We start from the raw sequence: 18,877 nt of genomic DNA on the forward strand, positions 1-18,877 counted from the left end.
GGAATAACGCGTGCCGCAACTGATCGAAACCCGCAATCTGGTCAAGGAATACGTGATGGGCGCCAATCGCGTATGCGCCTTGCGCAGCGTCTCGATCGCGATCGGCGAGGGCGAATTCGTGGCCATCATGGGCGCTTCCGGCTCCGGTAAATCGACCTTCATGAATTTGCTTGGCTGCCTTGATTCGCCGACTGCCGGCACTTACCTGCTGGCGGGCGAGGATGTGTCGGTGCTGTCCGGCGACCAGCTGGCGGCGATTCGCAACCGGCGCATCGGTTTCGTGTTCCAGCAATTCAACCTGTTGCCGCGCACCAGTGCGCAAGATAATGTCGAATTGCCTCTGCTATACACGTCGTTGCCGGCCGCCGAGCGTCGCACTCGGGCCATCGCGCGCCTGACCGAGGTTGGGTTGGAGGCCCGGCTCGACCATCACCCGGCGCAACTGTCCGGCGGCCAGCAGCAGCGGGTGGCGATCGCGCGTGCGCTGGTGAACAACCCGTCGCTGATCCTGGCCGACGAGCCGACCGGCGCGCTCGATTCGCGCACCAGCATCGAAATCATGGCGCTGCTGCAAAAACTGAACCGGCAGGGCATGACTATCGTGGTCGTCACGCACGAACTGGAAATCGCCCGCTTCGCGTCGCGCATCATCACGTTTCGCGACGGCTGCGTGGTCAGCGACCAGGCCCACCCGGCGCAGGATGCGCAGGCGCAACTGGCCGATCTGGACCAATTGGGGGCGGTCGCATGAACCTGCTGGCGACCCTGCGCATTGCGCTCAATGCCTTGCGCGTCAACCTGCTGCGCTCGATGCTGACCATGCTCGGCATCATCATCGGCGTGGCGGCGGTGATCACCATGATCGCGGTCGGCGGTGGCGCGCAGGCGCGCATCCAGGACCAGATCAAGAGCCTGGGCTCGAATTCGATGATCATCATCCCCGGCTCGACCACCGCTTCCGGTGTGCGGCTGGGTGCCGGCGCCAACCAGAACCTGACCGAGGACGACGCGCTCGCGATCGCCAACGAAGTGCCGGAAGTGCAGGTGGCGGCGCCGTCCTCGCGCAGCTCGGGCCAACTGATCGCCGCCAACAACAACTGGGCCACGCAAATCTATGGCGTCACGCCGGACTATCTGGAGGCGCGCGACTGGTCGCTGGCCGCCGGCCGCAATTTCGAACCGGCGGAGCTGGCCGGTTCGGCCAAGGTGGCGTTGATCGGACAGACGGTGGCGACGCAACTGTTCGGCGACATGGATCCGCTGGACCAGAGCATGCGCGTCAAGAACGTGCCGTTTACGGTGGTCGGCTTGCTGGCTCCCAAAGGCCAGAGCATGCTGGGAACCGACCAGGACGACCTCATTCTGGTGCCGCTGTCGACTGCGCGCAACCGCCTGTTCGGCACTAGCCAGGGCAAGCTGCGGCGGGTCGGCACGATCCAGGTCAAGGTGCTGGAAGGGGCCAGCATGCAGGACGCGGAAGACAAGATCCGCGCCCTGATGCGGCAGCGCCAGCGCACCCCGCAGGGACAGGACGACGCCTTTACCGTGCGCAACCTGACCGAGATGCTGCAGGCGCAGGAGGAGTCGTCGCGCGTGATGGCCCTGCTGCTGGCGGCGGTGGCCTCGGTGTCATTGCTGGTGGGCGGCATCGGCATCATGAACATCATGCTGGTGTCGGTGACCGAGCGCACGCGCGAAATCGGGCTGCGCATGGCGGTCGGAGCCCGAAGCTCGGACATCCTGACCCAGTTCCTGGTCGAGGCCATCACGCTGTCCCTGATCGGCGGCTTCGTCGGCATCCTGCTGGGGGTTGCCGGCTCCTACGCGATCGGCGCCTTCGCCGGCTGGGCGACGCGGCTGTCGCCGGAGTCGATCGTGCTGGCGGTCGGTTTTTCGGCCGGCATCGGGGTGTTTTTCGGTTTTTACCCGGCGCGCAAGGCGTCCCGGCTGCTGCCGATCCAGGCGCTACGCTATGAATGAGCGCAGGGCGCTGCCCACGATACTGCTGCGGCTGGCACTGCTGGCACTGCTGGTGCTCGGCAGCGGCTGCTCGCTGCTGTCGGGGCCGCGCGACCTGGTGCTGCCATTGCCGCGACTGCAGCAGGAACTGGAGAAGCATTTCCCGTATGACAACCGTTATCTGGCGCTGTTTGACGTCACGCTATCCGAGCCGCACCTGGTGCTGCATCCCGATTCGGGACGCGTCGAAGTGCAATTGGCCGCCCGCATCGTGCCGGTGCTTGGCAATCAGCCCACATATGGCAGTCTGGCCGTTTCCGGCAGCCTGCGGATCGACCCCGCCCAGCGCGCCCTGGTGCTGGCACAGCCACGTATCGAGCGCTTCGTGCTGGATGGCGTTGACGACTATTACGCGGCCCAGCTCGGTCGCATCGGTGCCTTGCTGTTGCAGCAGATGCTGGCCGAGTTGCCGCTGTACCGCCTCGAGGCGGGCGATTTCCGCCATCTGGGGGTCGACTTCACACCAGTCGGGATCGCGGTCAGGCCGAATGCGCTCGTGCTTACCTTCGAGCCGGTAAAATAGCGACGCCCCGTTTGCGCGCTTTCCTTATGTTGCCCGCACTGCCAGCAGCGCGGGCTTTTTGTTGATTTTTCAGTCTTCGAGCTTGCCAAACATGGATCCTATTCTCGCATTCAAAGCGCTCATCATGGGCATCGTCGAAGGTTTGACGGAATTCCTGCCGATTTCGTCCACCGGCCACCTGATCCTGGCCGGCAGCCTGCTGAATTTCACCGGCGAGAAAATCAAGGTGTTCGAGATCGTGATCCAGGCCGGCGCCATCTTCGCGGTCTGCTGGGAATACCGGGTGCGCCTCGGGCGCGTGCTGGGCGGCTTGTTTTCCGACCGCAAGGCACAGAAGTTCGTGTTGAATCTGCTGATTGCCTTTATGCCAGCGGCGCTGCTCGGTTTTCTTTTCAACAAGAGCATCAAGGCAGTGCTGTTCGCGCCGGTGCCGGTGGCGATCGCCTTCATCGTCGGCGGCCTGGTGATTCTCTGGGTCGAGCGCCGGAACGGCGCCAAGCCGGTCGCCGCCCGCATCGAGTCGGTGGACGACATGAGCGCGCTGGACGCCTTCAAGGTCGGCTGCGCGCAAGGGTTTGCGCTGATCCCGGGTACCAGCCGCTCGGGCGCCACCATCATCGGCGGCATGCTGTTCGGGCTGTCGCGCAAGGCCGCCACCGAGTTTTCATTCTTCCTGGCGATTCCGACCTTGTTGGCAGCCACCGTGTATTCGCTGTACAAGGAGCGTGCGCTGCTGTCGATGGCCGACGTCCCGGTGTTCGGCATCGGTACCATCGCCGCCTTCGTCTCCGCCTTCTTGTGCGTGCGCTGGCTGCTGCGCTACATCAGCACGCACGATTTCACCTTTTTTGCCTGGTACCGGATTGCCTTCGGCCTCTTGGTGCTGGTCAGCGCCCATGGCGGCTGGGTGGTGTGGGCAGATTGAGATGAGCGAATCCAGCGGCGCGCGCGCGCTGCATCTGCTGCAAACGGTATTCGGCTATCCGTCGTTTCGCGGCCAGCAAGCGGAAATCGTCGAGCACGTTGCCGGCGGTGGCGATGCGTTGGTGCTGATGCCGACCGGCGGCGGCAAGTCGCTGTGCTACCAGATCCCGGCCTTGTTGCGCGACGGCGTCGGCGTCGTGGTGTCGCCGCTGATCGCGCTGATGCAGGACCAGGTCGATGCGCTGGCTGAAGTTGGCGTGCGCGCTGCCTTCCTGAATTCGACCCAGAGCTATGAAGAGGCGGCGCGCATCGAGCGCATGGCGCGCCGCGGCGAACTCGATCTGCTGTACGTCGCGCCGGAACGCTTGCTGACCCCGCGCTGCCTCGACCTGCTGCAGGCATCGAAGATCGCGCTGTTCGCGATCGACGAGGCGCATTGCGTGTCGCAATGGGGCCACGATTTCCGCCCCGAATACATCAAGCTATCAGTGCTGCACGAGCAGTTCCCGGCGGTGCCGCGCATCGCGCTGACTGCCACCGCCGACCGCCAGACCCGCGCTGAAATCGCGCAGCGCCTGCAACTCGACGAGGCGCCGCAGTTCGTCTCTTCGTTCGATCGCCCCAACATCCGCTACCAGATCGTCGAAAAGGGCAACGGCCGCAAGCAGTTGCTGGATTTCATCGAGGGGCAGCATGCGGGCGATGCCGGCATCGTGTATTGCCTGTCGCGCAAGAAGGTCGAGGAAACCGCCGAATTCCTGTGCGAAAACGGCATCGCGGCGCTACCGTATCACGCCGGCATGGAGCACGCCGCGCGCAGTGCCAACCAGGCGCGTTTCCTGCGCGAGGACGGGATCGTGATGGTTGCCACCATTGCCTTCGGCATGGGCATCGACAAGCCCGACGTGCGCTTCGTCGCCCACCTCGATCTGCCGAAAAGCATCGAAGGCTATTACCAGGAAACCGGCCGCGCCGGGCGCGACGGCCTGCCGGCCAATGCCTGGATGGCCTACGGCTTGCAGGACGTGGTGCAGCAACGGCGCATGATCGACGAATCGGACGCGGACGAGACGTTCAAGCGGGTGCAGGGAGTCAAGCTGGACGCCATGCTCGGCCTGTGCGAAACGCTCTCTTGCCGGCGCATGCGGCTGCTGGAATATTTCGGCCAAGGGGCGACGCCGTGCGGCAACTGCGATACCTGCCTGTCGCCGCCGGTCTCGTTCGACGCCACGGTGGCGGTGCAAAAGCTGCTGTCGGCGGTGTACCGGGTCGAGCAGCGCTTCGGCGCAGTGCACGTGATCGACGTGCTGCGCGGCGTCGAATCCGACAAGGTCAAGCAATGGCGGCACGATCAGCTCTCCACCTTCGGCATCGGCGCCGCCACCAGCGAGGCCGAATGGCGCGCGATCCTGCGGCAGTCGATCGCGCTCGGGTTGGTGACGGTCGACCATGAAGCCTACAGCGCACTGAAGCTGACCGACGCCGCCAAACCGGTGCTGCGCGGCGCGCAGAACATCCAGTTGCGGCAATACCAGAAACCGGCGAAGACGCGGCGCGAGGCCGGCAAGGCGAAAGGCTATGTCGAAGCCGGCCTGTCGGCGCCGGAACAGGCCATCTTCGACAAGCTGCGCTGGTGGCGCGTCGAGACCGCGCGCAAGCACAACGTTCCGGCTTACGTGATTTTCAACGATGCGACGCTACGCGAGATCGCCAAGCTCCAGCCATCCAGCTTGCATGAGCTGCGCGGCGTGAGCGGCGTCGGCGAAAAGAAGCTGGAGAGTTATGGCGCCGATATTATCGCGTTGATCGCGGACATGGCCTGAATTGTATCCGGTAGATCGGCGGAGTATGTATAAATTCCGCTTTAACAGCAGGCGGAAAAAGGCCTTGGATGTTGGAGTATAGGGGAAACGCGGATCAGCCGCGCTTGCGGAATACCAGATCCCACACCCCATGCCCGAGCCGCAGGCCGCGGTTCTCGAACTTGGTCACCGGCCGGTAATCGGGGCGCGGCGCGTAGCCGTCGGCGCTGTTTTGCAGTGCGGGCTCGGCGCTCAATACTTCCAGCATCTGCTGCGCATAATCTTCCCAATCGGTGGCGCAATGCAGGTAGCCACCCGCTGTCAAGCGCGAGGCCAGCAGGGCCACCAGCGGCGGCTGGATCAGGCGCCGCTTGTTGTGGCGCGCCTTGTGCCACGGATCGGGGAAAAATACGTGCACGCCGGCCAGCGAGGCCGGCGCGATCATGTGCGTCAGCACCTCGACCGCATCGTGCTGGATCAGCCGCAGGTTGGAGAGGCCCTGTTCGCCGATCAGCTTCAGCAGGCTGCCGACTCCCGGTGTGTGGACTTCGACGCCGAGGAAATTTTTTTCCGGCATGCCGGCCGCAATTTTCGCGCTGGTCTCGCCCATGCCGAAGCCGATTTCCAGAATCGTCGGCGCTTGCCGGCCGAACGCCTGCTCCAGATCGAGGAGATTCTTGGTGTAGGGGATGCAGAAGCGCGGCCCCAGTTCCTCCAGCGCCCGCGCCTGCGCCGTCGACAGGCGCCCGGCGCGGGTGACGAAGCTGCGAATGCGGTGCTCGGTCGGATCGTAGAACAGCGGCTTTCCGGATTTGTTTTCAGACATGCGCAGGAGACGGTTGGACGGGGGCGAAACGATGAAAAAAGGCACCGGACTGCGGGTGCCTTGATCTGAACTGGAGCGGGTGAAGGGAATCGAACCCTCGTCGTAAGCTTGGGAAGCTTCTGCTCTACCATTGAGCTACACCCGCGCTGCCCGCATTTTACGCGCGTTCGGGGTGGCTGGCAAAACCGGCGCGCGATCCGGCGAACGCTACAGGAACGCTTGCAGCGCCGCCACGGTCGATGCCGGATCTTCCTCCTGCGGCACATGGCCCAGATTCTCGAACATCACCAGCTTCGAGCCGGCAATGTCGGCGTGGAAGCGTTCCGCATAGGCCGGCGGGATCAAGCGGTCCTGGCCGCCCCACAGGATCAGCGTCGGCAGCTTGAGGTCGCGGATATCCTGCTCGCGCCCGGTCTGGGCCTGCGTCATGCGTATGCCGAGCGCCTCGCGGTTGCCGGCGCGGCGCGCCATGTCCGTGTACAGATCGATCAACTCGGGAGTCACGCGCGACGGATCGCCGTAGACATTGCGCAGCGACTTTTCGATCATGCCCGGTGGCAGCAGATAGGTCATCACGCGGCGCAAACCGGGCGTGCGCGCGATGCGAAAGCCGATCGGCACCGAAGCCGATTCGAATCGGTATCCGGCCGCATCCACCAGAATCAGCTTTGCCACGCGCTGCGGGTACGCGTGCGCGGTCGCCCAGGCCACTTCGCCGCCCAGGGAATTGCCGCCGATCACGTAGCGCGCAACGCCAAGCTGGTCGAGCAGGGCGGCGACAAAACGGACATAGGCGGCCATCGAATAATCGTTGCTGGCGTTCGGCCCGGTCAGACCGAAGCCCGGCAGATCGAAGCGGATCACGCGCCGGCTGCCGCGCAAGGCCGCGGTCCAGCCATCCCAGGTATGCAGGCTGGACGAAGTGCCATGGATCAGCACCAGCGGCAGCGGGTCGTCGCGCGGGCCTTCGTCGCGCACGTGCACCTGCATGCCGTCCAGCGCGATGAATTGCGAAGGCGGCTGCGCCCAGCGGGCCTTCAGGTCGGCGACCGGGATATCGGGTGCCCAGCTCCATGTGGTGAAACCGGCAACGGCCAACAGCGCGGCGATCAAGAGAAATCGGGGCCAGCGTCGGGATATTCTCATTTTTGGCAGCGTGAGGAGGGGGAAACGCATTCTGGTCGCCATGAGCGCTGGTTGTCCAGTCTATTCACGTTGGCAGGCGCGTGGCTGGCGTACACGGGCAACCGGTCGGTTGCTCGGGGTGCATATCGACGTTGCGCGGAAACGCTTTCCCGGACCTGGCGCAACTCTGCTTCCTGATGAATGTCAGGCTGGGTGTGGTCAGGGAATTTGTCTCGAATTTTCTGATGCGATGACGATCGGGAATTGGCGAAGTCATCATGCGGTAGCTTTGACCCGGCACTATTCGACGCATCTCCTTTTTCCCAAGAGTTGGAGTTTTGCCCGCTGGCCGCAAGGTGAGCGGGCTTTTTTATATGCGATCGGCCATGCCAACCCGGGGCTCCGCATGTTCAGTACTCTGTGGCACCGGCGCGACAGCGCGCCCGATTTCATGAAGTTGTCACATGCCGGCCCTAGACTCGGTTTCGATTTACTTCACGCTGGAAAGTAAACACAACGGGCCGGTTGGATGCCGGCGGCGCGGGAGCCGACGCAAATCAGCGAACTTCCCGAACGCCGATCATTCCTGGCCTATCACTTCAGGAAAATATGTAAATGAAAAAATCGCTTCTTGCACTTTCAGTTCTGGGCGCCATCGCCGGCGCCGCTTCCGCGCAAACCAGCGTCAGCATCTACGGCGTGGTCGACGCCGGCATCGGCTATTCCGACAACGGCGCTGCGACCAATTCCAAGACATGGGCGCTGGGCAGCGGCCAGCAGTCCGGTAGCCGCCTCGGCTTCAAGGGCAGCGAAGATCTGGGCAACGGCCTGTCAGCCATCTTCACGCTGGAAAACGGTTTCAACCTCGATGACGGCACCCAGGGCCAGGGCGCCCTGTTTGGCCGCCAAGCCTTCGTCGGCCTCAATGGTGGTTTCGGTAGCGTCAAGCTGGGCCGTCAATACAACCCGATTCGTGTGTCCGCCGAAGCGATCGATCCATTCGGTCTCGGTCTGGCCGGCAATCTCAAGAACATCTTCAACGTGTACGGCGAGCGCGCCAACAACACGATCAATTACGCGACGCCGAAGCTGTCGGGTTTTTCCGGCCAGCTTGCCTACGGTTTCGGTGAAGTGGCAGGCAGCACTTCGGCCAGCCGCCAGTTGGGTTTGGCCGCGAATTATGCCAACGGCCCGGTCTATATCACCCTGGCCTACCACAATCAGGACAAGTCGACCGATGCCATTACGAATAAAGGCAGCGCCAAGAGCACGCTGCTGGGTGGCACCTACAACTTTGGCGTAGCCAAACTACACGGCGGCTTTGCCTGGAACAAGGGCGACAGCGGTGTTGTCGACAATGTCGACAGCCGCGACTGGATGGTGGGTGTCAGCGCGCCATTCGGCGCCAGCACCATCCTTGCTTCGTACATCCAGCACAAGGACAAGCTGGCTGCCCAATCCGACGCCAAGCAATGGGCGCTCGGTTATACCTACAGCCTGTCCAAGCGCACCAACCTCTACACGTCCTACGCGAAAATCAGCAATGATGCCCAGGGCACGATCGGCACCAAGACCGCCGGCGCCAGCGCTTCGACCTTCAACGCAGGCATTCGCCACAGGTTTTAAAGCGCGAGCCAGGTCTCCGGTTTGAGGCTTGACATACAAGACCGGTCGCGCTTTTTGCGGCCGGTTTTTTTGTGCGGTCGGCCCTAACGTGCAATGCCGCACTAGCGCCGCTTGCGGGAGAAATAAGTGACCGGCAGGTCGAAGCGGGCGTTGGGGAAAGCGCCGGCGACCTGGTTGCGGACCGTCTCCAGTTGTTCAAAGCGCGCGGTCGTGACGACTAGCAGTTGCAGCTTCGGGTAAGCGTGGGTTTGCGCGCCCGACAACTGCAGGCCGGCAACTTTCGCTGCGACTGCATCCAGGTTGGCTTCGATGACCACCAGTTCGTTATTGCTGACGCCGACTAGATTGTCGCTCTCGCGCACCACTAGCGTGCGGCCTTCGGCGGCTGCCGCCATTGCGCCATTCGCATGCTTGCCGGCGAGCGTCGCTGGCGGCAGGGCGCGCACCCTTTGCGAGCCGATTCGGGTAAGCGGCGCATCCTTGATCTGCTCGATTACTGCCGGCGGCGCCGGCCGACCCGCCTCGCCGGTTTGCGCCATGGCGATACCGCAGGCCAGCGTCAGGGCCATCCCAAACACCGATGTTTTCATCTCCTGTCCTTTCATATCGAGTGGTCCAAGCGCGGGCTCACCGGCCGTATATGCGCAATGCCCAGTTGGCCAGAATCGCCTCGTCGCCGCCAAGCGAGCGGCGCCCATTCGCGTCGACCACACGCAGCGCCCACTTGCCGTTCGCCTTTTCTTCGTTGAAAGCATTCGACATCAGCAGCAGGTTATTCGCGGTCCTCGATTTCTGAAATGCGTTATGCGCGTTCATCAGCACGCTGCGCGTACCTTGCGGCGAAATCAGTTCGATGCCCAGATCGCCCAGGATCGCAGTGCCATCGATCGACACCATCACTTGCACCGCCTCGACCGTATGCGCCGCGGCGTAATCGATATGGCTGGCAGGGGCATCCGGATTCTCCAAGGGTATTGACAAATCCAAGCCGTCCGGATCCATGCTCGCCGGCAGCCAGCCGCTATCGCCGATCGGGCCGCTCAGGTAATTGCCGTAGGTTTTTGCCATTGCCACCGCGGCCGCCGCATCCACCAGCCCATAGCCGTACCAGTTGTGAAACGACAGTCCGGCCTGGTTGATGACCCATGCATCTGCGGCGACGTAGTCGCCATGCGTTAGGGATACCACCTTGGCTGGACGGCCGCCGTCGATCTTGCGTGCAGTTTTTGCCAGGATCAGGCGCAAGTCGCGCCAGGTCAGGTTCGGATTCGCGCCCAGCATCAATGCCACCACGCCGGTCACGGTCGGGGCCGCGGCCGAGGTGCCGTTCATGGCCGAGGTGTAGTCACAGCGCGGATTGAATTCGCGGGCCAGTTGGCTGGCCGGATTTTCAAACGCATTCTTGTACGGCGTATTGCCGTTACGGGCGTAGCCGTGTTCGCAGCCGGCCAGGTCGGTGGTCACCAGCGCCGGACCGGCCGAGTCTGGCGTGCCCGGGTTTGCCATGCCATATTCCCCGCCCAGGCCGGCCAGCAGTAGGTTGGAGCCGGCGGTGGAGTAGCTGGACTTGACTCCGCGCGCGTTGACCGCACCGACCGTCACCACTTGCGGCATTGTCGATTCGGGGTCGAAGGCCGCGTTTTGGCAGCTTAGGCCGTGCCATTGGGCGGCGTCGCATTGGTCAGACCATTCACCGTCTTCCAATTGGAAATTACTGAATTCATTGCCGGCGCTCTTGATCATGACGGTGCCCTTGCCGTCGCGCATGTCGGCAAATCCCCGGATCGCACGAGCTCCAGGGTGGGTGTCAATGTCGATTTCTTCCGGCGCGGCCGGCTCGCTGCCGTACGAGGCATTGATGACCCAGGCTCCCTGGCTATAGGGCGCGCCGCCATAGGCGGCCAGCAGATTCGGCAAGGATTTGCAGTCGTCGCATAGGAAGTTGATGCTGCCGAGCGACGTTGAGGGCGCTATGCCGCGGCCGCCGACGCCGTTGTTGGCGGCCGCGCCGATGATGCCAGCCACCGCGATGCCATGTGCATCGCCGATTCCGAGCGGCATCGGATCATTGACGTCTTTCGCTCCCGGGTCGAAGTTGCGCAACATCGAATGGTCGACGTTGGCAGCCAGATCTTCGTGCCGGATGTCGATGCCGTCGTCCAGCACCAGCACCTTGACGCCGCTGCCGGTTACGCCAGCCTGGAACAGGCTCTCGATGTTTAGGTCAATTCCGGCGATGCCGCCTTCCGACGCAAAGCTGGCTTGCCCAGTGTTTTTCAGGTGCCACTGATGCTGATACAGCGGATCGGTCTTGACTACCGGCGGCGGCGCTGGATCGCTTCCGCCGCCGCAGCCGCTCACGAGCAACGCGCTTGCGATGAGCCAGGATGGAAGGACGGTGCGAGGAGTTTTGGTCATGGATATCCCTCGTTGCAGATGATGGAAGGGTGCCGACTGGCGCACAGTATCCGGGCTGGATGAGTGTGTGCGATCAGCGGCGCCGCTCATATAGCCCGAATGAGCCATATGGTAGGGTGTGGCGCCGCCAGGGATCGCACCACGAACGGATCGGTCGGTCTGTATCCTGCAATGGTGGCCATCGAACCTTACAGCAGGGGTATGAGTGGCGGTCGGCTCCGGTCAGACATCAGCGCGGCTTGTGCGGAAAATAGGTAACCGGCAGATCGAATCGGGCGTCGGGGAAGGCGGCGGCGATCTGGCCGCGGACCGTCTCCAGTTGTTCAAAGCGCGCGGTTTTGACGACCAGCAGTTGCAGCTTCGGGTAGGCGTTGGTTTGCGCGCCCGGCAACTGCAGGCTGGCGACCTTGGCGGCGATTGCATCCAGGTCGGGACTGACGATGACCAGTTCGTTGGCGCTGACGCCGACCAGGTTGTCGGGCTCGCGCACTACCAGCGTACGGCCTCCCCCGGTGGCTGGTAGCGCACCATTCGCGTGCTTGCCGGCGAGCGCCGCGGGCGGCAGGGCGCGCACGGTTTGCGAGCCGATGCGGGTTGCCGGCGCATCCTTGATCTGCTCGACCACTGCCGGCGGCGCCGGCCGGCCTTGCTGCAGGGTTTGCGCCGACGCGCCGCTGGCGGCCGTTAGTAGCGCGATTGCATAGAGTGCCTGTTTCATCGGATTCTCTCGAGGTTGATGGGGCAGGTAACGGCAGCCGGGGCGCCGTCAGCGGCCAAGGATGCGCAGCGACCATGTGCGCAGTATCGCCTGCGCGCCTGCGTCCTGCCGGCCATTGACGTCCACCACGCGCAGGGTCCATGTACCCTCGGCCGGTTCTTCGTTGAAGGCATTCGACATCAGCGGCAGATCGACGACTGTCTCGCTGGTCTGGAACACGTTGTGCGGGGTCATCAGCACGCTGCTGGTGCCGCTTGGCGACACCAGCTCGATGCCGAGATCGCCCAGGCGCCCATCGCCGTCGATCGTCACGCGGATTTGCACCGCTTCGATGGTGCGCTTGTCGGCAAAAACGATGCTGTTCGTGACCCCGGCAGGATTTCCCACCGGAACCGCGCCACCGCTGTTGAAGTCAATCCAGTCGCTATCGATCAGTTGGCCGCCGGGCAGGTAATTGGCATAGGTCTTGGCCATGGCCACCGCGGCTGCCGCATCCACCAGTCCGTAGCCGTACCAGTTGTGGAACCACAGGCCGGCTGCGTTCCTGGTCCAGCCGGGCTCGGCAACATAGGTGCCGCCGGTCAGCGCCAGCCGGATCGGTTGATGGTTCTCATCGATCTTGCGTGAGGTCTTGGCCAGAATCAGGCGCAGGTCGCGCCAGGTCAGCTTTGGATTGGCCTCCAGCATCAGCGCGACGACGCCGGTGACGGTCGGTGCGGCCGATGATGTTCCGCCCATCAGCGACGTGTAGTGGCAGTCCGGATTGAATTTCTTGCCGGTTTCGGAGTCGGGGTTTTCGAAATCGTTCTCATAGGGGTCGGCCGGATTGCGGCGCGACTCGCCGCGGTCGCAGCCTGGGAGATCGGTGGTGATGATCGCGGGTCCAGCATCTGCCGGATTCTTCGGCATGGTCTTGCCGCTCTCGCCGCCCAGACCCGCCACCAGGATACTGGCGCCGGCGCTGGAGTAGCTGGACTTGACGCCGCGCGCATTGACGGCGGCGACTGTGACCACTTGCGGCATCACGGATTCTTCATCGAAAGCGGGGATCTCGCAGCTCAGCCCATGCTGGCGTGCCGGGCCGCACTGATCTTCTTCGATCCCGCCCTCTTCGGGGCCGATTCTGAGAAATTCGTTGCCGGCACTTTTCACCATGACGATGCCCTTCCCGTCGCGCATGTTGGCGAAGCCACGAATCGCCCGCATTTTGGCATCGGTATCGATGTTGACCGGGATCGGCGCCGTGGGGTTTGTCCCATACGAGGCATTGATGACCCAGGCGTCGGCACTGTACGGGGCGCCGCCATAGGCCAGGATGGTTTTCTCGGTCGACATGCATTCCGAGCACAGATAGTTGATGCTGCCGAGCGCAACCTTGGGGGCGACGCCGCGACCGCCGAGGCCATTGTCGGCCACCGCGCCGATGATGCCGGCCACCGCGACGCCGTGCGAATCGTGGGCGCCGAGTGGTGTCGGATCGTTGACGTCCTTCGCGTTCGGATCGAAGTTCTGCAACATCGACTGGTCGACATTGGCCGCCAGATCCTCATGGCGGATGTCGATGCCGTCGTCCAGTACCAGCACCCTGACGCCGCTACCGTGGCTGCCGGCGTTGAACAGCGATTCCACGTTCAGATCGAAGCCGGCAATCCCGGCCGCCGAGGAAAAGCTGGTTTGCCCGGTGTTTTTCAGGTGCCATTGAAATTCATACAGCGGATCGCCCTTGGCAGCCGGTGGCGGCGAGTTGTCCTTGCCGCCGCCGCAGCCGGCCAACGCCAGCGCGGCAGCCGCCAGCAGCGCCCGGTGGGCGTGAAATCTCTTGCTATTCATCGGCGCTCATCTCCATTAACGTAAGAAAACGATTCGTAACACCGCAGAAACCGGCCGCTGATCGGTGCCGGTGGCGCTTCGTGCGGCGTCTACTGTCGCGGCGCCTTAGCGGGCCTGCTGTGGAAAGTAAGTCACTGGCAGGTCGAAGCGGGCCGCGGGGAAGGCGGCCGCGACCTCGCCGCGCACCGTTTCCAGTTGCTCGAAGCGTGGGGTTTTGACGATCAGCAGTTGCAGCTTCGGGTAGGCATGGGTGCGCGCGCCCGGCAACTGCAGGCTGGCCACCTTGGCGGCGATCGCATCCAGCGCGGGGCTGACGATGACCAGCTCGTTGGCACTGATGCCGACCAGATTGTCGGGCTCGCGTACCACCAGCGTCTGGCCAACATCGCCGGCGCCGGCCTGCTTGCCGCCGATCGGCGCGGCCGGGATGGCGCGCACGCTTTGGCTGCCGATTCTGGTGAGCGGTGCGTGCTTGATCTGATCCAGCACCGTTGCCGGCGCCGGCTGTCCCTGGATGGCGCTTTGGGCGAAGGCGCAGCTGCACGTCAGCATGGCGGCAAAAGCAAGTAATGAGCGTTTCATCGGACCATCTTTCAAAGAGAGGAATCAGCGGCCATATACACGCAGCGACCAGTTGACCAGGGTTGCCTGTTGCGCGGGGTCGGTGGCTTCACGGCCGTTGACGTCAACGATGCGCAGCGTCCAGTTGCCGCCCGCCTCTTCTTCGTTGAAGGCGTTGGACAGCAACAGCAGAGTGTCGGCCTGTTGTGATTTCTGCAGCACGTTGTGGGCGTTGAGCAGCACACTGCGCGTGCCTTTCGGCGAGATCAGCTCTATCCCCAAATCGCCCAGCCTGCCGTTGCCGCGGATCATGACCCGTACCTGTACCGCTTCGATCGTGCGCTTGACGGCGGTAGGCAGCGTGATTGAGCTGCTGGCGCCGTTTGGATCCGCCAGCGGCACATCCAGCTCCAGGCCGTCCGGATCAGGGCTGGCATCGCGCCAGCCGCTGTCGGCAATCGGGCCGGTCAGATGGGCGGTAGTGGATTTGGCCATGGCCACCGCGGCGGCGGCGTCGACCAGGCCAAAGCCGTACCAGTTATGGAATTTCAGACCGGCGGCGTTGGTGGTCCAGGCTGGTTCGGCAATGTAGTCGCCGCCCGCCAGCTTCAGCGTGTTCGGCGCGATATTGGCGTCGATCTGGCGCGCGGTCTTGGCCAGGATCAGGCGCAGGTCGCGCCAGGTCAGCTTTGGATTGGCTTCCAGCATCAGCGCCACGACACCGGTCACGGTCGGCGCCGCCGACGAGGTACCGTTCATGACCGAGTTGTAATTGCAGTCGGGATTAAGTTGTTTGGCGAGGTAGCTGGACGGATCGACGAACACGTTGCGGTACGGGGGATTGTTTTGCCGCGCATAGCCGCGCGTGCAGCCGGACAAATCGGTGGTGACGATCGCTGGTCCGGCTTCCGGATGATTGGTTAGCTGGCCATCTCCATACTCGCCACCCAGGCCCGCGACCAGCAGGCTGGAGCCGGCGGTCGAGTAGCTGGATTTGACGCCGCGCGCATTCACGGCGCCGACCGTGACCACTTGCGGCATCGCATTCGCGGGGTCGAGCGCCGCATTCAGGCAGCTCAGTTTGTGTTGGCGGGCGGGGCCGCAGTAGCTGTTCGGTTCGTCCCGGTTTTCACCCTTGAAGCCGTCGAAATCGTTGCCAGAACTCTTGACCATGACGATCCCCTTGCCCGCGCGCATGCCGGTGAAGCCGCGAATTGCCAGCAAGACGGGGTCGGTATCGACGTCCCTGGCCTCCGGCGCAGTTGCGGTGGTCCCGTACGAGGCATTGATGACCCAGGCGTTGCCGCTATAGCTGTCGTTGCCGTAAGCCGCCACCATGTTGGGAATGGTTACGCAGCCCGGACAGAGGAAATTGACGCTGCCCAGCGAGGCTTGCGGCGCTACGCCGCGCCCGCCGAGGCCGTTGTTGGCGACCGCGGCGATGATGCCGGCCACCGACGTCCCGTGGGCATCGTCGATCCCGAGCGGGGTTGGGTCGTTTTCATCCGGCGCGTTGCGGTCGAAGTTGCGCAACATGTCGTGATCGATGTTGGCCGCCAGGTCTTCATGCCGGATATCGACGCCTTCATCCAGTACCAGCACCTTGACCCCGCTGCCGCGATGGCCGGCCTGGAACAGCTCTTCCATATTCAGGTCGATGCCGGCGATGCCGCCTTCCGCCGCGAAGGCGGGCTGGCCGACATTCTTCAGATGCCACTGGAATTCGTGGAACGGGTCGCTTTTGGCAAGCGGCGGCGGGGTGTCGTTGCCGCCGCTACAACCGGCCAGCGCGGCAACCAGGATCGAGAGAAAGAATATGCGGTGAAATTGATTCTTGTTCATCGAAATCCGGGCGCGGAGGAGAGGAAAGGGATGAAATGCTGATATAAGGCAAATATGGTCGGATATAACCATATTGGAATGTCAAGTATATGACTAAAACGTGCCGCAGAACAACAAATATTGGTGGGATGTAAATGCCATCGAATGCGCGCGCCGTCTGCTTTTTCGGTTTGCGCAAAGCGGCGCATTCCGGCCGGATGCTAGCCGGGAGTGTTTTCGACGTTTTGCCAGGCATTCGGCTGGCGCCGCAGCCGCATCTGGTGATATGAGCCGCGCCCCAGCCACAGCGCCAGCGCGATCAGGGCAAATGCCAGTTGTCCGAGCGCCAGCCACAGCGCCGAATGCCACAGCAAGGGCGCGATCACGCCCGCCACCAGCGCCGCCAGCATGGTCATCGTGAACGACTGACAGGAGGCGACGATGCCGCGAATCTGCGGGAACAGGTCCAGCACCAGCAGTGTCGCGCCCGGCGCCACGATTGACATGCCGAAGGTATAGAAAAACAGCGGCGCTACCGACCACGGCAGCGCCGGCGGAAAGAACAGGTGATAGCCGACGTTGAACAGGCCGGAGCCGACCAGCAGCACGAAACCGATCAGCACCTGCCTCGCAATCGGCAGCCTGCCGGCCATTCGGTTTGCGCTCAGCGCGCCGAGAAAGATGCCGGCCACCCCCGGGATGAATTGCCAGCCGAACTGATCCGGCCCCAGTCCGAGGTGCTGGGTCAGGAACACCGGCGCCGCCGCCACGTACAGGAACAGACCGGCGAAATTGAAGGCGACGGTGCCGGCCTTCAGATGGAACAGTGGCGAGCGGAAAATCGAGTGATAGCTGCGCATCAAAAAGCGCGCATTGAACGGCTGCCGTTGCGCCGGCGCCAGGGTCTCCGGCAGCCGCTTGTAGCAGACCCACAGCAGCAGCACGGTGTAGGCGAACAGGAACAGGAAGATCGTTCGCCAGTCGAACAGCTTGACGATCCAGCCGCCCAGGATCGGTGCGATCGCCGGCGCGATCGAAAAGATCATTGTCACCAGCGACAGCAGGCGCGAGGCCGCCGCATCGGCATACAGGTCGCGGATGATCGCGCGCCCGATGACGACGCCGGCGCCGGCCGAGATTCCCTGCAGTATGCGGAACGCCCACAGGTAGCCGACGCTGTGCGAGGCCGCGCAGCCGAGCGAGGCCAGCGCGAACAGCGCCAGCGAGCCGAGGATGATGTTGCGGCGGCCGAAGGCGTCGGACAGCGCGCCGTGCCACAGGATCATCACCGCAAACGACAGCATGTAGGCAGTCAGCGTCTGCTGCACTTCGAGTGGGCTGGCGCCCAGCGTGGCCTGGATGTTGGGGAAAGCCGGCAGATAGGTGTCGACCGCGAACGGGCCGAGCATCGCCAGCCCGGCCAGGATCAGCGCCAGCAGGTTGCTGCTGATGAATAGCGCCGGCAGGCTTGGCTGCGGGAGCGGCTTATCGTTGTCAGAGGGCATGGTCAGATATGGAGTATTGGTCAATTCCGACCGTTACATGCCCGGAAATCGATGTTGCTATTGGGAGTATGTGGGCGGCCGGGGTTGCCGCCGGTTTCAGGCGCGGACTTCGGTATCCGGCAGCACCACGTTCACATCCAGCACTTCGAGGTTGCCCTGGCGGTCGAGCGAGATCTTGATGTCGTCGGCATTGACCTTGGTGTACTTGGAAATGACGGCGATCAATTCCTGGTGCAGCGCCGGCAGGAAGTCGTTGCCGCCGCGGCTGCCGCGTTCGCGCGCGATGATGATTTGCAGACGTTCCTTCGCGGCGGCCGCGCTTTTCGGCTCGCGGTTGAATAAAAACGAGAGCAGGGCCATGTCATTTCCCCCCAAAGATGCGCTTGAATAATCCCGGCTTTTCATGTGTGGCGAAACGCAGCGGCAGGTCCTGGCCGAGGAAGCGTCCCACCACGTCTTCATAGGCTTCGGCAACGTCGCTGCCTTTCAGGTGGATCGCCGGGCTGCCCTGGTTCGAGGCATGCAGCACCGATTCCGATTCCGGAATGATGCCGATCAGCGGGATGCGCAGGATTTCCTGCACATCGGTGTGCGACAGCATCTCGCCGGCTTCCACCCGCTTGGGCGAATAGCGCGTGATCAGCAGGTGCTCCTTGACCGGCTCGCCGCCATTCTTCGCGCGGCGCGACTTGGCCTGCAGGATGCCGAGGATGCGGTCGGAGTCGCGCACCGAGGATACTTCCGGATTGGTGACCACGATCGCCTCGTCGGCGAAGGTGAGCGACATCAGCGCGCCGTGCTCGATGCCGGCCGGCGAATCGCAGATGATGTATTCGAAGCCCATCGCCGCCAGGTCGGTCAGCACGCGTTCGACGCCGTCCTCGGTCAGCGCATCCTTGTCGCGCGTCTGCGAGGCCGGCAGGATGAACAGCTGGTCGCAGTGCTTGTCCTTGATCAGCGCCTGGTTCAGCGTCGCGTCGCGATTGATGACGTTGATCAGGTCGTACACCACGCGCCGCTCGCAGCCCATGATCAGATCGAGGTTGCGCAGGCCGACATCGAAATCGATGACCGCGGTCTTGTGGCCGCGCATTGCCAGGCCGGTGGCGAAACTGGCGCTGGAGGTGGTCTTGCCGACGCCGCCCTTGCCGGAGGTGACTACGATGATTTTTGCCACAA

17 protein-coding genes and 1 tRNA gene are annotated in these 18,877 nt (G+C 63.4%); 6 read left to right on the forward strand and 12 right to left on the reverse strand.

The window, feature by feature from the left end:
• Window positions 1-10 precede the first annotated feature (10 nt).
• The 5 genes from ACK2VC_RS12600 to recQ all read left to right on the forward strand — a co-directional run bounded on the left by ACK2VC_RS12600 (window position 11) and on the right by recQ (window position 5,289).
• Complete coding sequence (locus ACK2VC_RS12600; RefSeq protein WP_486730699.1) at window positions 11-751, forward strand: ABC transporter ATP-binding protein; 741 nt, start codon at window positions 11-13, stop codon at window positions 749-751.
• Window positions 748-1,980: an ABC transporter permease gene (locus ACK2VC_RS12605; protein WP_486730700.1), complete on the forward strand. Its 1,233-nt coding sequence runs from the start codon at window positions 748-750 to the stop codon at window positions 1,978-1,980. Before ACK2VC_RS12600 ends, ACK2VC_RS12605 begins: the two co-directional genes overlap by 4 nt.
• The gene (locus ACK2VC_RS12610; protein WP_486730701.1) at window positions 1,973-2,542 is read left to right on the forward strand and encodes a DUF1439 domain-containing protein; all 570 of its coding nucleotides are present in this window, start codon (window positions 1,973-1,975) and stop codon (window positions 2,540-2,542) included. The genes ACK2VC_RS12605 and ACK2VC_RS12610 overlap by 8 nt, the downstream gene beginning before the upstream one ends.
• Before the next feature lie 91 nt (window positions 2,543-2,633).
• Window positions 2,634-3,467: an undecaprenyl-diphosphate phosphatase gene (locus tag ACK2VC_RS12615; RefSeq protein ID WP_486730702.1), complete on the forward strand. Its 834-nt coding sequence runs from the start codon at window positions 2,634-2,636 to the stop codon at window positions 3,465-3,467.
• Between the two features lies 1 nt (window position 3,468).
• The gene (gene recQ / locus ACK2VC_RS12620; RefSeq protein ID WP_486730703.1) at window positions 3,469-5,289 is read left to right on the forward strand and encodes a DNA helicase RecQ; all 1,821 of its coding nucleotides are present in this window, start codon (window positions 3,469-3,471) and stop codon (window positions 5,287-5,289) included.
• A 94-nt stretch (window positions 5,290-5,383) separates the two neighbouring features.
• Here the strand turns inward: recQ and trmB are convergent, their stop codons facing one another.
• From trmB to ACK2VC_RS12635, 3 genes are all read right to left on the reverse strand, one after another.
• Window positions 5,384-6,094 carry a tRNA (guanosine(46)-N7)-methyltransferase TrmB gene (trmB, locus tag ACK2VC_RS12625; protein WP_486730704.1) on the reverse strand — a complete coding sequence of 237 codons (711 nt, stop codon included), beginning with the start codon at window positions 6,092-6,094 and terminating at the stop codon, window positions 5,384-5,386.
• Between the two features lie 71 nt (window positions 6,095-6,165).
• Window positions 6,166-6,239, reverse strand: a tRNA-Gly gene (locus ACK2VC_RS12630).
• Between the two features lie 62 nt (window positions 6,240-6,301).
• Window positions 6,302-7,207, reverse strand: coding sequence for an alpha/beta fold hydrolase (locus ACK2VC_RS12635; protein WP_486730705.1), 906 nt, complete (start codon window positions 7,205-7,207; stop codon window positions 6,302-6,304).
• A 627-nt stretch (window positions 7,208-7,834) separates the two neighbouring features.
• Between ACK2VC_RS12635 and ACK2VC_RS12640 the strand changes: the two genes are divergently transcribed.
• Complete coding sequence (locus tag ACK2VC_RS12640; protein WP_486730706.1) at window positions 7,835-8,845, forward strand: porin; 1,011 nt, start codon at window positions 7,835-7,837, stop codon at window positions 8,843-8,845.
• A 101-nt stretch (window positions 8,846-8,946) separates the two neighbouring features.
• Here the strand turns inward: ACK2VC_RS12640 and ACK2VC_RS12645 are convergent, their stop codons facing one another.
• The 9 genes from ACK2VC_RS12645 to minD all read right to left on the reverse strand — a co-directional run bounded on the left by ACK2VC_RS12645 (window position 8,947) and on the right by minD (window position 18,875).
• The gene (locus ACK2VC_RS12645) at window positions 8,947-9,435 is read right to left on the reverse strand and encodes a hypothetical protein (RefSeq protein WP_486730707.1); all 489 of its coding nucleotides are present in this window, start codon (window positions 9,433-9,435) and stop codon (window positions 8,947-8,949) included.
• Window positions 9,436-9,472: 37 nt separating this feature from the next.
• Entirely contained in the window at window positions 9,473-11,263 is a 1,791-nt protein-coding gene (locus tag ACK2VC_RS12650) for a S8 family serine peptidase (RefSeq protein ID WP_486730708.1), read from the reverse strand.
• A gap of 229 nt (window positions 11,264-11,492) precedes the next feature.
• Window positions 11,493-11,981 carry a hypothetical protein gene (locus tag ACK2VC_RS12655; RefSeq protein WP_486730709.1) on the reverse strand — a complete coding sequence of 163 codons (489 nt, stop codon included), beginning with the start codon at window positions 11,979-11,981 and terminating at the stop codon, window positions 11,493-11,495.
• A gap of 48 nt (window positions 11,982-12,029) precedes the next feature.
• Window positions 12,030-13,811, reverse strand: a complete 1,782-nt coding sequence (locus ACK2VC_RS12660; protein WP_486730710.1) for a S8 family serine peptidase — start codon at window positions 13,809-13,811, stop codon at window positions 12,030-12,032.
• A gap of 105 nt (window positions 13,812-13,916) precedes the next feature.
• Window positions 13,917-14,393 (reverse strand): hypothetical protein, encoded by a 477-nt coding sequence (locus ACK2VC_RS12665; protein ID WP_486730711.1) that lies wholly within the window; start codon window positions 14,391-14,393, stop codon window positions 13,917-13,919.
• A gap of 24 nt (window positions 14,394-14,417) precedes the next feature.
• Window positions 14,418-16,214, reverse strand: coding sequence for a S8 family serine peptidase (locus ACK2VC_RS12670; protein WP_486730712.1), 1,797 nt, complete (start codon window positions 16,212-16,214; stop codon window positions 14,418-14,420).
• A gap of 200 nt (window positions 16,215-16,414) precedes the next feature.
• The gene (locus tag ACK2VC_RS12675; protein WP_486730713.1) at window positions 16,415-17,698 is read right to left on the reverse strand and encodes a multidrug effflux MFS transporter; all 1,284 of its coding nucleotides are present in this window, start codon (window positions 17,696-17,698) and stop codon (window positions 16,415-16,417) included.
• Between the two features lie 96 nt (window positions 17,699-17,794).
• The gene (gene minE / locus ACK2VC_RS12680) at window positions 17,795-18,058 is read right to left on the reverse strand and encodes a cell division topological specificity factor MinE (RefSeq protein ID WP_486730714.1); all 264 of its coding nucleotides are present in this window, start codon (window positions 18,056-18,058) and stop codon (window positions 17,795-17,797) included.
• 1 nt (window position 18,059) lies between these two features.
• Complete coding sequence (minD, locus tag ACK2VC_RS12685) at window positions 18,060-18,875, reverse strand: septum site-determining protein MinD (protein ID WP_486730716.1); 816 nt, start codon at window positions 18,873-18,875, stop codon at window positions 18,060-18,062.
• Window positions 18,876-18,877: the final 2 nt, after the last annotated feature.

Source organism: Herbaspirillum sp. WTB6 (assembly GCF_057457785.1).